General features: G+C 64.8%; 15 protein-coding genes. 9 read left to right on the top strand and 6 right to left on the bottom strand.

The window, feature by feature from the left end; all coding sequences use genetic code 11:
* Window positions 1–16 precede the first annotated feature (16 nt).
* Together H5P29_RS26825 and H5P29_RS26820 are read right to left on the bottom strand one after the other, a co-directional pair.
* Entirely contained in the window at window positions 17–940 is a 924-nt protein-coding gene (locus H5P29_RS26825; RefSeq protein WP_067965145.1) for a bifunctional 5,10-methylenetetrahydrofolate dehydrogenase/5,10-methenyltetrahydrofolate cyclohydrolase, read from the bottom strand.
* A 232-nt stretch (window positions 941–1172) separates the two neighbouring features.
* Window positions 1173–1952 carry a L,D-transpeptidase gene (locus H5P29_RS26820; protein ID WP_154385349.1) on the bottom strand — a complete coding sequence of 260 codons (780 nt, stop codon included), beginning with the start codon at window positions 1950–1952 and terminating at the stop codon, window positions 1173–1175.
* Between the two features lie 319 nt (window positions 1953–2271).
* Between H5P29_RS26820 and H5P29_RS26815 the strand changes: the two genes are divergently transcribed.
* The gene (locus H5P29_RS26815; protein WP_154385350.1) at window positions 2272–2910 is read left to right on the top strand and encodes a DNA-3-methyladenine glycosylase I; all 639 of its coding nucleotides are present in this window, start codon (window positions 2272–2274) and stop codon (window positions 2908–2910) included.
* Window positions 2911–2948: 38 nt separating this feature from the next.
* On the opposite strand, the gene H5P29_RS26810 is transcribed toward H5P29_RS26815, so the two are convergent.
* Both H5P29_RS26810 and H5P29_RS26805 read right to left on the bottom strand, forming a co-directional pair.
* Window positions 2949–3335: a hypothetical protein gene (locus H5P29_RS26810; protein ID WP_154385351.1), complete on the bottom strand. Its 387-nt coding sequence runs from the start codon at window positions 3333–3335 to the stop codon at window positions 2949–2951.
* A gap of 29 nt (window positions 3336–3364) precedes the next feature.
* The gene (locus tag H5P29_RS26805; RefSeq protein ID WP_154385352.1) at window positions 3365–3547 is read right to left on the bottom strand and encodes a hypothetical protein; all 183 of its coding nucleotides are present in this window, start codon (window positions 3545–3547) and stop codon (window positions 3365–3367) included.
* 190 nt (window positions 3548–3737) lie between these two features.
* Between H5P29_RS26805 and hisS the strand changes: the two genes are divergently transcribed.
* The 3 genes from hisS to hisG are packed head-to-tail and all read left to right on the top strand — an operon-like array spanning window position 3738 to window position 7079.
* Window positions 3738–5255, top strand: coding sequence for a histidine--tRNA ligase (gene hisS, locus H5P29_RS26800; RefSeq protein ID WP_154385353.1), 1518 nt, complete (start codon window positions 3738–3740; stop codon window positions 5253–5255).
* Between the two features lie 4 nt (window positions 5256–5259).
* Entirely contained in the window at window positions 5260–6378 is a 1119-nt protein-coding gene (locus H5P29_RS26795; protein WP_067965135.1) for an ATP phosphoribosyltransferase regulatory subunit, read from the top strand.
* Complete coding sequence (gene hisG / locus H5P29_RS26790; RefSeq protein ID WP_067965133.1) at window positions 6378–7079, top strand: ATP phosphoribosyltransferase; 702 nt, start codon at window positions 6378–6380, stop codon at window positions 7077–7079. Before H5P29_RS26795 ends, hisG begins: the two co-directional genes overlap by 1 nt.
* Here the strand turns inward: hisG and H5P29_RS26785 are convergent.
* A complete protein-coding gene (locus H5P29_RS26785) occupies window positions 7048–7953 on the bottom strand; it encodes a hydrogen peroxide-inducible genes activator (RefSeq protein ID WP_067965130.1) in 906 nt (301 codons plus the stop codon). The two genes, hisG and H5P29_RS26785, sit on opposite strands and share 32 nt — an antisense overlap.
* Window positions 7954–8262: 309 nt before the next feature.
* Here H5P29_RS26785 and katG point away from each other — a divergent pair, with 309 nt between their 5' ends.
* From katG to H5P29_RS26760, 5 genes are all read left to right on the top strand, one after another.
* On the top strand, window positions 8263–10449 hold the full coding sequence (katG, locus tag H5P29_RS26780) for a catalase/peroxidase HPI (RefSeq protein ID WP_154385354.1): 2187 nt from the start codon (window positions 8263–8265) through the stop codon (window positions 10447–10449).
* A 173-nt stretch (window positions 10450–10622) separates the two neighbouring features.
* Window positions 10623–11906 (top strand): RsmB/NOP family class I SAM-dependent RNA methyltransferase, encoded by a 1284-nt coding sequence (locus H5P29_RS26775; protein WP_067965123.1) that lies wholly within the window; start codon window positions 10623–10625, stop codon window positions 11904–11906.
* Window positions 11907–12008: 102 nt separating this feature from the next.
* Entirely contained in the window at window positions 12009–12461 is a 453-nt protein-coding gene (locus tag H5P29_RS26770) for a TspO/MBR family protein (RefSeq protein ID WP_154385355.1), read from the top strand.
* A gap of 79 nt (window positions 12462–12540) precedes the next feature.
* Window positions 12541–12999, top strand: a complete 459-nt coding sequence (locus tag H5P29_RS26765; RefSeq protein WP_067965119.1) for a PaaI family thioesterase — start codon at window positions 12541–12543, stop codon at window positions 12997–12999.
* Window positions 13000–13045: 46 nt separating this feature from the next.
* Complete coding sequence (locus H5P29_RS26760) at window positions 13046–13636, top strand: 5'-methylthioadenosine/S-adenosylhomocysteine nucleosidase (RefSeq protein WP_067967034.1); 591 nt, start codon at window positions 13046–13048, stop codon at window positions 13634–13636.
* Here the strand turns inward: H5P29_RS26760 and H5P29_RS26755 are convergent.
* On the bottom strand, window positions 13633–13956 hold the full coding sequence (locus H5P29_RS26755) for a hypothetical protein (protein WP_067965117.1): 324 nt from the start codon (window positions 13954–13956) through the stop codon (window positions 13633–13635). The two genes, H5P29_RS26760 and H5P29_RS26755, sit on opposite strands and share 4 nt — an antisense overlap.
* Between the last annotated feature and the right edge of the window lie 12 nt (window positions 13957–13968).

Below are 13968 nucleotides of genomic sequence, written 5' to 3'. Positions count from 1 at the left end.
TGAGCCGGCACACACCCTATTCGGCGGCCAGCGTTGCCTCGGCGGTTCCGAACGTGGCGCGATAGACGGCGCGCTGGCGGTTGAGCGCCACCATGGTGTTGCGCAGCAGGATCGCCACCGTCACCGGCCCGACGCCGCCCGGCACCGGCGTGATCCACGACGCTACTTCCTTGACACTTTCGGTGTCGACGTCACCGACGATGCGGCTCGAACCATCGGGCAGCGTCTCGGCATTGATGCCGATGTCGATGACTGCGGCCCCGGGCTTCACCATGTCGGCCTTGATCAGCCTGGGCTTGCCGACGGCAACAAACAGCGCGTCGGCGCGGCGCGCGTGGGCCGCCAGCGAGCGTGTCATGTGATGGCACACGGTCACAGTGGCGCCTTCGCTCATCAACAGGAAGGCGATCGGCTTGCCGACGATCTCCGAGTGCCCGACGACCACCACCTCTAGGCCCTTGAGGTCGAGTCCGGTGGCCTTCAGCAGTTCTACAGAGGCAGCGGCCGTGCAGGGCGCCAGGTCGAGCTGGTTGTAGACGATGTTGCCGATCGAAGCCGGGTGCATGCCCTCGACGTCCTTCAGCGGATGCACCGCCGCCTGGATCGCCTTGATCGGGATGTGCGCCGGAACCGGCCGCTGGATGATGATGCCGGTGATGCGCGGGTCGGCGTTCATGCCATGGATCGCCGCTTCCAGCTCGCCTGCTGTCAGCTCTGCAGGAAACCGCCTTTCCTCGAAGTCGATGCCGGCCAACTCCGCCTTGGCGCGCTGGTTGCGGACATAGACGTCGACAGCGGCGACGTCGCCGACGGTGATCGAAACGAGCTTGGGGCGGAAACCCTCGTCCGTCGCCTGCTGCGCGGCGGCGCGGACTTCGGCGATGATGCGGGCGGCCACGGGGCCGCCTTTGAGATAGCGGTTGTCGTCGAGCGGCGGCATATGTCTTCCTTCGCAGGTCATCATCGGCTTGAAACGGGATACTTCGGCACGCCCGTGAAGGAAAGGGCCGGTCCGATCAATTTTTATCCATGTTAAACAATTTTTCCTGAAAAATGCATGAGATTCCGCCGCTGCCGCGCAAATGCGAAAAGGGCAGCCCGGTCTTCCGCCGAGCTGCCCTTTTGCATGGGAGCCTGGCCTTGCGACCGGCTCCGCCCCCGTAACTGGATGATTACCTGACGATAACAGTGGTGCCGACCGCGACGCGCTCGTAGAGATCCATGACGTCTTCGTTGCGCATGCGGATGCAGCCCGACGACACAGCCCCGCCGATCGTCCATGGCTGGTTGGTGCCGTGGATGCGGTAGAGCGTCGAGCCGAGATAGAGCGCGCGCGCGCCGAGCGGGTTTTCCGGGCCGCCGGTCATCATCGCCGGCAGCACGCGGCCCTTGGCGCGTTCGCGCGCGATCATCTCCGCCGGCGGCCGCCATTCGGGCCATTCGCGCTTCGACGTCACCTTGTGCGTGCCCGACCACTCGAAGCCCGGCTTGCCGGTGCCGACGCCGTAGCGCCGCGCCTGCCCGTCGGTCCCGACGAGATAGAGGAAGTTCTCCGTCGTATCGATGATGATGGTGCCGGCTTTCTCGGCACCGTCATAGGCGACAGTCTGCGGCAGGTAGATCGGGTTGATCTGCGGCTTGACGCTGCGCTTCTCCGGCGCGCGCAAGGCGGCCGTCTGCACGCCGTCGGGACGGACCTTCTGGCGCTGGGCGGCGCGGGGTGCCTCGCGCGGTGCCGCCGGCCTGACCTGGACCTGGGCGCGCTGCTGGCGCCGCTGCTGTCTGGGCATCACCTCGCCGGGATTGCGTCCGAGCTGCAGTACCCAGGGCGCCGACAGGTCGGGGCTCACCACGACAGGCGGCCGCTCGGCGTAGCGGTCATAGGCCAGTGCGGGCGAAACAAGCTCGGCCAGCATGGCGGCCGATGCCAGAAGGATCAGAGGTTTTCTCATGACGTGCTCTCAACTCGATCGTCAGCGGGGCAGGGCACGGCCCATTCCCTTTTCGGGGCCATGTTGTCCGGGCCTTCCCACCGAAACATGAATCGGGTTGCCTAAAATGCGAGATTGTCAGGAAAGCTTTCAGTGTGGTTACCGGCCGGTTCAGGAGTCTGGTAAACCACCGGTAAATCAGTGTGCGATTAGAGCGCCGCGCGTCCTCTTGGACGCGCAAAGGACGCTGTAACACTTTGGGTTGGTGCATGATTGTTTTCCGAAAATCGGCTTTCGATTTTCGGGGTCATGCACTGGACTGTTAACGAACGGAATGGACATGGACGAGAAAAAAACGGGCCTGATGGTCGGCGCGGATGGGGTGACACGCTGCTTCTGGCCGGGCACGCTGCCCGATTATCTGCACTACCATGACAATGAATGGGGCCGGCCGGTCGTCAACGACGTCAGGCTGTTCGAAAAGATCTGCCTCGAAGGGTTCCAGTCCGGCCTGTCCTGGCTGACCATCCTGCGCAAGCGCGAGAGCTTTCGCGAGGCCTTCTCCGGCTTCGACTTCGACACGGTCGCCGAGTACGGCGAAACCGACATCGAGCGGCTGCTTGGCAATCCCGGCATCGTCCGCCATCGCGGCAAGATCGTCTCGACCATCAACAATGCCAAACGGGCTCGCGAGCTGGCCGATGAGGCCGGATCGCTCGCGGCGTGGTTCTGGAAGTTCGAGCCCGGCCCGGACGAGCGGCCCAAGGTCGTCGACCATACGACGCTGATTGCCAACCCGACGACGCCCACCTCGACGCGCATTTCCAAGGAGTTGAAGAAGCGCGGCTGGAGCTTCGTCGGCCCGACCACCGTCTATGCCTTCATGCAGGCGATGGGCATGGTCAACGATCATATCGAAGGCTGCATGTGCCGCGGCAAGATCGAAGCCGAGCGCAAGGCGTTCAAGCGGCCGGGGTAAGGGGGCACTGTTCCTTCTTCAAAAACGGGGGAAGGAACCTAACGCTCGTAACGGCCCTTGTAGCCGCTGCCGGCGATGTTCCAGACCAGCGACCGGCCGGAAACCGTCAGCACCAGACCGCCGAAACCGCGGTCGTCGGGTGTGTGGCGGCGCGACGCCGCACTCCGGCCGGCCGGGATGACCTCGACGGTCGCGCCGCGCTTGACCCAGCAGCCCTTGCCATATTGGTCGTTGGCGCCATAGGCGAGCATGAATTCGAAGCTTCCGTTCGGCCGGAGCAGCAGTTCGGAGCCGACCTCCATGACGCCGTTGAGATAGTAATGTCCGGCGAGCCTGGGGTCGCCGGGTGAACAGGCCGCGGCCGTTGCAAGACCTGCGGCAAGCGACAGCGCGCAGAGCGCTGCGGTTGAGACGATCCGTGGCATGGCAGTGCCTTTCGGGACCGCTAAGGGTCCTATGCGGAAAACATCATGCCGGCTGCGATGGCACCGACGGCGGTAAGCGCCGGATAGAGCACGAGCCCCACTGCAAGCAGCGTATCCCCGAACGACGACGCCCGCTTCGGGGCGGCTTGTTCGCGCCGCGCCGGCAGTGGCTGCGTTGCGGTCTTGTCGAGTTCTGCTGCGATCATGGGCATGGTGTTCGTCCTGGCATTCAATGCTGCGCCTTGTCGCTTCAAGCTGTATCGGCACGATGTCGGTCAAATTGTGGAAATGTTTCGGCTTGCCGGTGGCAAGCCAAACGCTTGCCGCTCCATCCCATTTCGGTTACGACACGCCGCGCCGTGATCGCGGCCAAAATTTCTGGAAAACAGCGGAATTCTCGCCATGGCCGACAAATCGGAAAAGATGAAAGCGCGACTGCCGCGCGGCTTCGTCGACCGCAGCGCGGACGACATCCGGATCGTCGAGAAGATGATGGCCAGGATTCGCGAAGTCTACGAGCTCTACGGCTTCGAGCCGGTCGACCAGCCGCTGATCGAATACACCGACGCGCTGGGCAAATTCCTGCCCGACCAGGACCGCCCCAACGAAGGTGTCTTCTCCTTTCAGGACGACGACGAACAGTGGCTGTCGCTGCGCTATGACCTGACCGCGCCGATGGCGCGCTTCGTCGCCGAGAACTACGAGAAGTTGCCCAAGCCGTACCGCAGCTACCGCTCGGGCTGGGTGTTCCGCAACGAGAAGCCCGGCCCCGGCCGCTTCCGCCAGTTCATGCAGTTCGACGCCGACACCGTCGGCACACCAGGCGTCGCGGCCGATGCCGAGATGACGATGATGATGGCCGACGTGATGGAAGCGCTCGGCATCAAGCGCGGCGACTACGTCATCCGCGTCAACAACCGCAAGGTGCTCGACGGCGTGCTCGAGGCCATCGGCCTCGGCGGCGACGACAACGTCAATCGCCGGCTCACCGTGCTGCGCGCCATCGACAAGCTCGACAAGTTCGGCCCCGAAGGCGTGCGCCTGCTGCTCGGCAAGGGGCGCTGGGATGGTGGTGCGGAAGGCGAGGGCGACTTCACCAAGGGTGCTGGCCTGGATGAAGCGGCGATTGCTACCGTCATCGCCTTCACCGAGGCTGGATCCGCCGATGCGGCGACCACCGCCGAGAATTTGCGCGCCATCGTCGCCGGCAACGCCAGGGGCACCGAAGGCGTCGAGGAACTTGCACAGATCGGCGCTCTTGCCGCCGCAGCCGGCTATGACGACGGTCGCGTCAAGGTCGATCCTTCGGTCGTGCGCGGCCTTGAATATTACACCGGTCCGGTCTTCGAAGCCGAGTTGCTGGCCGAGATTCCCAATGACGATGGCCAAGTCGTGCGCTTCGGTTCCGTCGGCGGCGGCGGCCGCTACGATGGCCTCGTCTCGCGCTTCCGCAGTGAGCCGGTTCCGGCGACCGGCTTCTCCATCGGGGTGTCGCGGCTGATGACCGCGCTCAAGAATCTCGGCAAGCTCGACACCTCTGATGTGGTCGCGCCCGTTGTCGTGCTGGTCATGGACAAGGACACCGAAAGCCTCGGCCGCTACCAGAAGATGGTCGCCGAGCTGCGTCGTGCCGGCGTGCGCGCCGAAATGTATCTCGGCGGCGCCGGCATGAAGGCGCAGATCAAATATGCCGACCGCAGGGGATCGGGCGTCGTGATCATTCAGGGCGGCGACGAGCGCGCCAAGGGTGAGGTCCAGATCAAGGACCTGATCGAGGGTGCGCGTTTGTCGGCCGAGATCACCGACAATGCCGAATGGCGCGCCGCGCGTCCGGCCCAGGTCACCGTGCCCGAGGCCGAACTGGTCGCCGAGGTGAAGAAGGTACTCGCCGCCCAGGCGGAAGAGCGGGCAAAGCAGTAAGGCCATGAACGCGCGTTATCCGGCGATTGCATCCGACATCCTAAAGCTCTTCGCCGCGCGCGGGGCCGATGCCGTCGATGTGCCGGTATTGCAGCCAGCCGACCCGTTTCTCGACATGGCCGGCGAAGACCTGCGCCGCCGTATCTTTCTGACCGAAAGCGAGACGGGTGCCGCACTTTGCCTGCGGCCGGAATTCACAATTCCGGTCTGCCTCGACCACATTCACACCCAATCCGGTACGCCGCGCCGCTATTCCTATCTCGGCGAGGTGTTTCGCCAGCGCCGCGAGGGTGGCAACGAGTTCTTCCAGGCCGGCGTCGAGGATCTCGGCGACAAGGACATCGCTGCGGCCGATGCGCGCTCGGTGGCCGACGCGCATGCGCTGCTGTCGCTATGCCTGCCGGGGCACGACTTGACCGTCACGCTTGGCGATCAGGCGATCTTCGAGGCGGTTCTTGCAGCGCTCGGCCTGCCGCGTGGTTGGCGCATGCGTCTTGCCCGCGCCTTCGGCTCGGCCGAGCTTCTGGCTGCCGCCCTCGGCGATCTCGCAGCGCCCACCCGCATCTCGGCCCTTGCTGAGCCCGCAGCATCGCTCGTCGCCGATGCCGATCACGATGCGCTTGCCGCCCACATCGCCGCCGGCATGGAGCAGGCCGGTCTTTCGCCTTCCGCCGGCCGCACGCCCAACGATATTGCCCGCCGCCTGATCGAAAAGGCCGAACTGCGCAGCGTGCGGCTGTCGAGCGATGCCTTCGAAGCGCTCGAACGCTTCCTTGCCATCGACGTGGCGCTTGATGAGGCGCCGGCAGCGCTCAAGGAGTTCGCTGCAGGTGCCGGCCTGACTTTGGGGGCTGCGCTCGACAATTTCGCCGCCCGCGCCAAGGCGATCTCAGGTCACGGTCTCGCCACCGGCTCCGTCCGTTACGACGCCGCCTTCGGCCGTCCGCTCGATTATTACACCGGCCTGGTGTTCGAGATATCAGGTCCCGAAGCCGACCGGCCGCTGGCCGGCGGCGGCCGTTACGACCGCCTGCTGACCTTGCTCGGCGCCGGCAAGCCCATTCCCGGCGTCGGCTTCTCCGTCTGGCTCGACCGTATCGAAGCCTTGAGGGAGGCGCGCTGATGGCCATTTCGATCGCACTTCCTTCCAAGGGCCGGCTCAAGGAGCAGGCGCTCGAGGTGCTGGCCAAGGCCGGCTTCACCGTCAACTTGCCCGACGACGATCGTCGTTATCGCGCCACCATCGAAGGCCGCGCCGACATTGAAATCGCCTTCCTGTCGGCGTCGGAGATCTCGGGCGAGATCGGCCAGGGCAATGTCGACCTCGGCATCACGGGCGAGGACCTGATCCGCGAGAACCTTGCCGACTGGGAGCGCAAGGCAGCGATCACGGCGCGCCTCGGCTTCGGCCATGCCGATGTCGTCGTTGCCGTGCCCGACATGTGGCTCGACGTCGACACCATGGCCGACCTCGATGATGTCGCCGCCGATTTCCGCCAGCGCCATGGTCGCCGCCTGCGCATCGCCACCAAATACTGGCGGCTGACGCAGCAATTCTTCTCCCAGATGCACGGCATCCAGGTCTACCGCATCGTTGAGAGCCTCGGCGCCACCGAAGGTGCACCGGCCGCGGGTTCCGCCGATGTCATCGTCGACATTACCTCGACCGGCTCGACGCTGCGCGCCAACCATCTGAAGATCCTGTCGGACGGCGTCATCCTGCGTTCGCAGGCCTGCCTCGTGCAGTCGCTGAAGGCGCGCAATGCTGCCGACGAGGCGACGCTTGCCGCGTTCAATGCCGCAGTAGCGGCTGCAGTCCGCTGACGATCCGCGCCAGCTCCAGGCACTCATTGTGCCGCGGGCTGTTGCGGCGCCAGGCAAGACAGATGCGCCGCTCCGGCACCGGCTCGGCGAAGGGCACGATCTTCAGGTCGCGCTGGTCGCCCGCCGGGCCCGCCGCCATCTCCGGTATCAGCGTCACGCCGAGGCCATGCGCCACCATCTGCAGCAGTGTCGTCAGGCTGGTCGCGCCATAATTGGCCATCGCCACCGGCTTGACGCTGCCGCACACGGCCAGAGCCTGTTCGCGCAGGCAGTGCCCTTCCTCAAGCAGCATCAGCCGTTCCAGCGCCGGGCTTTCCGGCGGCACCGGCGGTGCAACGAAGTCGGGGTCGTTGGCCGGCACCGCGAGATAGAAGCGATCTGAGAAAAGCTCCCGGGTGGTGAGCCCGGCATGATCCAGTGGCAGCGCTGCCACGAAGGCGTCGATACGCCCATTGAGCGCGTCCTCGACCAGCGCCCCGGTGATCGCCTCGCGCAGTTCCAGCCGGAGATTCGGATATTCGTCCTTCAGCGCCGGCAGAACGTGCGGCAGAAGATAGGGTGCGACAGTCGGAATGATGCCGAGCCGCATCCGCCCTTCCATCGCCAGCCGGCCGCGCCGCGCCGTTGCCTCGACCTCGCGGATTTCGGTGAGAATCCTGTCGATGCGCGGCAGCAGTTCCAGCGCATCCTCGGTCAGGCGCACGGCCTTGCCGCCGCGTTCGAACAGCGTGCAGCCAAGCCGTTCCTCCATCTCGGCGATCTGCGTTGACAGCGCCGGCTGGCTCACGCCGGCATATTCAGCGGCGCGGCCGAAATGCAGCGTTTGCGCCAGCGCGGCGAAATATTCCATCTGTCGGATCGTGAGGCGGATCATAATCAAAAACTATCAAACTTCTTAGAAAAGGCAATTTGGCTTTATCGGAATCGCATCCTAGACTGGAACTATTCCAATCAGGGCGGTATACAGTATTCAGTTTCCCGCCTAAAACGGTCTAGCAAGTTCTATCCAGAGGGAGGGCGCAAGCCATGACGTTATCGACGATCTTCAGGAGCGCCGGGGTGCCCGTGCCCGACCCTGCCATGGCCGCATCGGCCTGACCGCTTCTTGCCCGGCGTTGCCTCGATCGCAGGCTGCCCGAAGGCCGCAAACCAACCACGCAAAGACGTTCGGAAAGAGATCAACATGGATACCAAGACCGAGACCAGCGCGGGCAAGTGCCCTGTCGCCCACAAGCCCACCGGCACCGGCAACCGCGACTGGTGGCCGAACATGCTGGACCTCAGCGTCCTGCACCAGCACTCCGCCCTGTCCGATCCGATGGGCGAAGCCTTCGACTATGCCAAGGAATTCGAAAGCCTCGACCTCGACGCGGTGATCAAGGATCTGACCGCGCTGATGACGGATTCGCAGGACTGGTGGCCGGCCGACTTCGGCCATTACGGCCCACTCTTCATCCGCATGGCCTGGCACAGCGCCGGCACCTACCGCATCGGCGATGGCCGCGGCGGCGCTGGTGCGGGCCAGCAGCGTTTTGCTCCGCTCAACAGCTGGCCTGACAACGTCAACCTCGACAAGGCTCGCCGCCTGCTGTGGCCGATTAAGCAGAAGTATGGCCGCAAGATCTCCTGGGCTGACCTGATGATCCTGACCGGCAACGTCGCGCTGGAGACGATGGGCTTCAAGACCTTCGGTTTCGCCGGCGGCCGCGCCGACGTCTGGGAGCCGGAGCAGGACATCTATTGGGGCAAGGAAGGCAAGTGGCTGGCCGACGAACGCTACAGCGGCGACCGCGAGCTCGAAGGACCGCTGGCCGCCGTGCAGATGGGTCTGATCTACGTCAATCCGGAAGGCCCGAACGGCAATCCCGATCCGCTGGCAGCGGCCCGCGACATCCGCGACACCTTCGCCCGCATGGCTATGAACGACGAGGAAACCGTCGCCCTGATCGCCGGTGGTCACACCTTCGGCAAGACCCATGGCGCCGGCGACGCCGCCAATGTCGGCGTCGAGCCTGAAGCTGCCGATCTCGAGCTGCAGGGGCTTGGCTGGCACAACAGCTTCGGCACCGGCAAGGGCGGCGACGCCATCGGTTCGGGGCTCGAAGTGACCTGGACGACGACGCCGACCAAGTGGACGAACAACTTCTTCTGGAACCTGTTCGGCTACGAATGGGAACTGACCAAGAGCCCGGCCGGCGCGCACCAGTGGACGCCCAAGCACAATATGGGTGCCGGCACCGTGCCGGATGCGCATGACAAGTCCAAGCGCCATGCGCCGGCGATGCTGACCACCGACCTCGCACTGCGCTTCGATCCCGAATACGAGAAGATCTCGCGTCGCTTCCTGGAAAACCCGGACCAGTTTGCCGATGCCTTCGCCCGCGCCTGGTTCAAGCTCACCCATCGCGACATGGGCCCGCTTGCCCGCTATCGCGGCCCGCTGGTGCCCAAGGAAGAGCTGATCTGGCAGGACCCGATCCCGGCTGTCGATCACGTGCTGATCGACGATGCCGATGTCGCGGCCCTCAAGGCCAAGATCCTCGGTTCGGGGCTTTCAGTGTCGCAACTGGTCTCGACCGCCTGGGCTTCGGCCTCGACCTTCCGCGGTTCGGACATGCGCGGCGGCGCCAATGGCGCGCGCATCCGCCTTGCCCCGCAGAAGGACTGGGCCGTCAACCAGCCGGCGCAACTGGCCTCGGTGCTGGAGAAGCTTACGGCGATCCAGAACGAGTTCAACGCGGCGCAGGCGGGCAACAAGAAGGTGTCGCTCGCCGACCTGATCGTGCTCGGCGGTGCCGCTGCCGTCGAGAAGGCCGCCAAGGATGCCGGCAATGACGTCAAGGTGGCCTTTACGCCGGGCCGTATGGACGCCTCGCAGGAGCAGACCGACGTCGAGTCCTTCGCCCCGCTCGAACCCACCGCCGACGGCTTCCGCAACTACACCAGCGGCCGTCAGCGCCTGAGCGCCGAGGAGAACCTCGTCGACCGTGCGCAGCTGCTGAAGCTGACGGCGCCTGAACTGACCGTTCTGGTCGGTGGCCTGCGCGTGCTTGGCGCCAATACAGGCGAGACGACCCATGGCGTCTTCACCGCCCGCCCCGGCACGTTGTCCAACGACTTCTTCGTCAACCTGCTCGACATGGGCACTGTGTGGAAGGCGACGTCGGACGCCAAGGACGTGTTCGAAGGTCGCGACCGCAACAGCGGTGAAGCCAAATGGACGGCGACCCGCGTCGATCTACTGTTCGGCTCGCACTCGCAGCTGCGCGCCCTGGCCGAGGTCTATGGTTCGACTGACGCCGGCGCGAAGTTCGCCCGGGACTTCGTCGCCGCATGGAACAAGGTGATGAACGCCGACCGCTTCGCATAAGAAGCCGGTCCGCTCGAACAAGGCAGGCGCGGAGCGATCCGCGCCTGTTTCATTTTGTGTTGCTCGTCTTTGCCGGAAGTTTTTGCCCCGACAAGGCTGGCTGGTGCTTGTGCATTCCGCCGCTGCTGTTTAGCTAGGCCTGATACGGGTCAACCGAAAGCGGAAAACCGAACATGCGACTTGGCGGACGACTGGCTGCGGCCATTGAAGTGCTCGACGATATCGAGAGGCGGCACAGGCCCGCCGCGGATGCACTGAAGGATTGGGGCCTGTCCCATCGCTTCGCCGGCGCCGGTGACCGCGCTGCGATCGGCAACATCGTCTATGACGCCTTGCGCCGCAAGCGCTCTGCCGGCTGGCTGGTCGGCGACGAGACCTCACGTGCGCTCGGCTTCGGCGCCCTGTTGCTCGAATGGGACCAGTCCGCCGAAGCACTCAACCAGACGCTCGACGGCGACAAGTTCGCACCCGAGCCGCTGAGTGCCAGCGAACTCGCGACGATTGCCAACCACAAGCTCAACGAGGCGCCCGACGCCGTCCGCGCCGATTGCCCCGATTGGTGTGCGCCGCTGCTCGAACGCGCCTTTGGCGCGGAGTGGGTCGCCGAGGGCGCTGCCCTTGCCGCGCGTCCGCCGCTCGACATTCGTGCCAACACGCTGAAGGCTGATCGCGACCGCGTCATCGCCGAGCTGGAAGGCACCCAGGCAGCACCAACCGCTCTTGCTCCGCATGGCGTTCGCATTCCGCCCATCGACGGCAGCGGCCGCCACCCCAATGTCCAGGCCGAACCGGCATTCCAGAAGGGTTGGTTCGAAATCCAGGACGAGGGCTCGCAGCTTGCCGCAGAACTGGCAGGCGCCTTGCCCGGCATGCAGGTTCTCGATTATTGCGCCGGTGCCGGCGGCAAGACGCTGGCGCTGTCGGCGGCGATGGAAAACCGCGGCCAGATATTCGCCCATGATTCCGAGAAGTCGCGGCTCGCGCCGATGTTCGACCGGCTGCGTCGCTCCGACAACCGCAATGTCCAGGTGGTGTCCAAGCCGTCCGAACTCTCGGCCCTGACCGGCCACATGGACCTCGTGCTGATCGACGCGCCTTGCACCGGCAGCGGCACCTGGCGCCGCCGGCCCGACGCCAAGTGGCGACTGACACAGCGCCAGCTTGACGTGCGCAAGGCCGAGCAGTCGGCTATTCTCGACACCGCCAGCACCTTCGTGAAGCCGGGCGGGCTCGTCGTCTACATCACCTGTTCGGTCTTCGACGAAGAGAATGCCGACCAGGTGGCAGCGTTCATCGAACGTAACGAACGCTTCAAAACCGTCGACCACCAGGCCCTCTGGTCGCAGCATTTTCCTGGTCGCAGCGATGCCGTACGCTTCGGGGAACAGGGCCTGTCGTTGACCCCGGCCCGCAGCGGCACCGACGGCTTCTATTTCGCCGCGATGCGTCGCGCCTGATCTCGGGTAGCACAGGTCGTTCTGCGCTGTGGCAGAGCGAAATGTGCAACCAGATCCGGCCTTTGGCGTTCTGCGCCTCGGGTACGCAGTGCAGGAGGTCGCATGAACAGATACGTCGCCTTGCTCGGTTTCATCGTCGTCGTCTTCGGCGGCGGCTTGCTCATTGGCTATCTGACGCTGCCGGGCGAATGGTATGCCGGGCTCGCCAAGCCGTTCTTCAATCCGCCAAACTGGATTTTCGGCCCGGTCTGGTCGGTGCTGTATGTCCTGATTGCGCTCGCCGGCTGGCGCGTCTGGTCCAGCGATCCTCATGGCGCTGCGATGCGCCTGTGGGTTGCTCAATTGGTGCTCAATTTCCTGTGGTCGCCGACCTTCTTCGGACTGCAGCAGATGGGCCTGGCCCTGCTGGTCATCCTGGCCTTGCTTGCCGCCATCCTCGGCTTCATGGCGACTGCGGCGAAATCGGACCGTGTCGCAGCCTGGCTGTTTGCGCCTTATGTCGCCTGGGTCGCCTTCGCCGCCTTGCTCAATGCTGCGCTTTGGTGGTTGAACTGATTTCAGTTTTGCACTGCAGCATTTCCGGTTGCCAGCTTTTGCCGGCTTTGCGATAAGCGAAGCCAAGAGGACATCCGATATGGCAGCCAAGATCGTACCCGCGGCCGACTATGACGAGCGCGTCAGGTCGTCCTTCGCGCGCCAGAGCGCGATGCGCACCATCGGCGCCGAACTGACGCTGGTCACTCCAGGCATCGTCGAGATCGAGATGCCTTATTCCGGAGAGCTGACCCAGCAGCATGGCTTCCTGCATGCCGGCGTTATTTCCACCGCTCTCGATTCCGCCTGCGGATACGCCGCCTTTTCGCTGATGCCCGAGAATTCGAGCGTGCTGACCATCGAGTTCAAGGTCAATCTGCTGGCACCCGGCAAGGGCGAGCGCTTCCTGTTCCGCGGCTCCGTCACCAAGCCGGGCCGCACCATCGTCGTCGCCGACGGTCAGGCCTATGCCATATCAGCCGACGGCGAGGCCAAGCTGATCGCCACCATGACCGGAACGATGATGGCCGTTGCCGGCCGCGACGGCATCGAGGGCTGAAACCGTGCCTGTTGCCCAATTCTCCGGCCGCAACGTCCTGTTCGTCATGGCCGTCGATGCCGAATATGGCCCGCATTTGCGCACGCTGTTCGAACCGCTGATGACCGGCGTCGGTCCGGTTGAATCAGGCATCGTTGTCGGCGCCGAATTGTCTCGGCTCGCTGCCTGCAACGGCCTGCCCGATCTCGTCGTCTGCCTTGGTTCGGCCGGCAGCCGCAAGCTGGAGCAGACCGAGGTCTACCAGGCGGTGTCGGTTGCCTATCGTGACATGGATGCCTCGGCGCTCGGCTTCGAAAAGGGCGCCACACCTTTCCTCGATCTGCCGGCCACCCTGGCCTTGCCGCTGCGCATTCCCGGTGTCCGGGAGGCGACCCTATCCACCGGTGGCACCATCATTTCGGGCAGCGCCTATGATGCGATCCCGGAGGACATGGTCGACATGGAGACCTTTGCCGTGCTGCGCGCCTGCCAGATGTTCGGCGTGCCGCTCATCGGCCTGCGCGGCATCTCCGACGGTGCCGCCGACATCGGCCATGTCGACGACTGGACCGAATATCTCCACGTCGTCGACGAGAAGCTGGCGCATGCCGTCAACCTGCTCGGCCGCGCCATTTCGAGCGGCGAGTTGAGACCTTAGGCAGCGCGCGGCAGGCCCTTGGCGTTGCCGAACAGGACACCCGCAAGCCGCACTTTGACGTCGCGGTCCCTGTTCACGTAAGTGATTTCACCGGCCTCGTGGTCGAGCGCCCAGCGGCCGGTCACCCCATTGTCCCAGTCGACGACATAGCCGCCCTCGGCGAGCGCCCATGTTCCCGTGCGTGTCTCGCCGTCGTCGAGCAGCATGTGCGCCACATCGCCGGTTTCGAAATAGACATAGGCCTCCTTGCCGTTGCGGTCGAGCACATGGGTCGTGCCTGAAATCAGCACCTTCAGGGCGGCCTGATCGAGAATTGCCATCTTCGTTTCCTC

The organism is Aminobacter sp. MDW-2 (assembly GCF_014250155.1).
Lineage (GTDB): Bacteria > Pseudomonadota > Alphaproteobacteria > Rhizobiales > Rhizobiaceae > Aminobacter > Aminobacter ciceronei.
The sequence above is the reverse complement of the archived record's forward strand: the minus strand, read 5'-3'. Positions and strand labels throughout refer to the sequence as shown.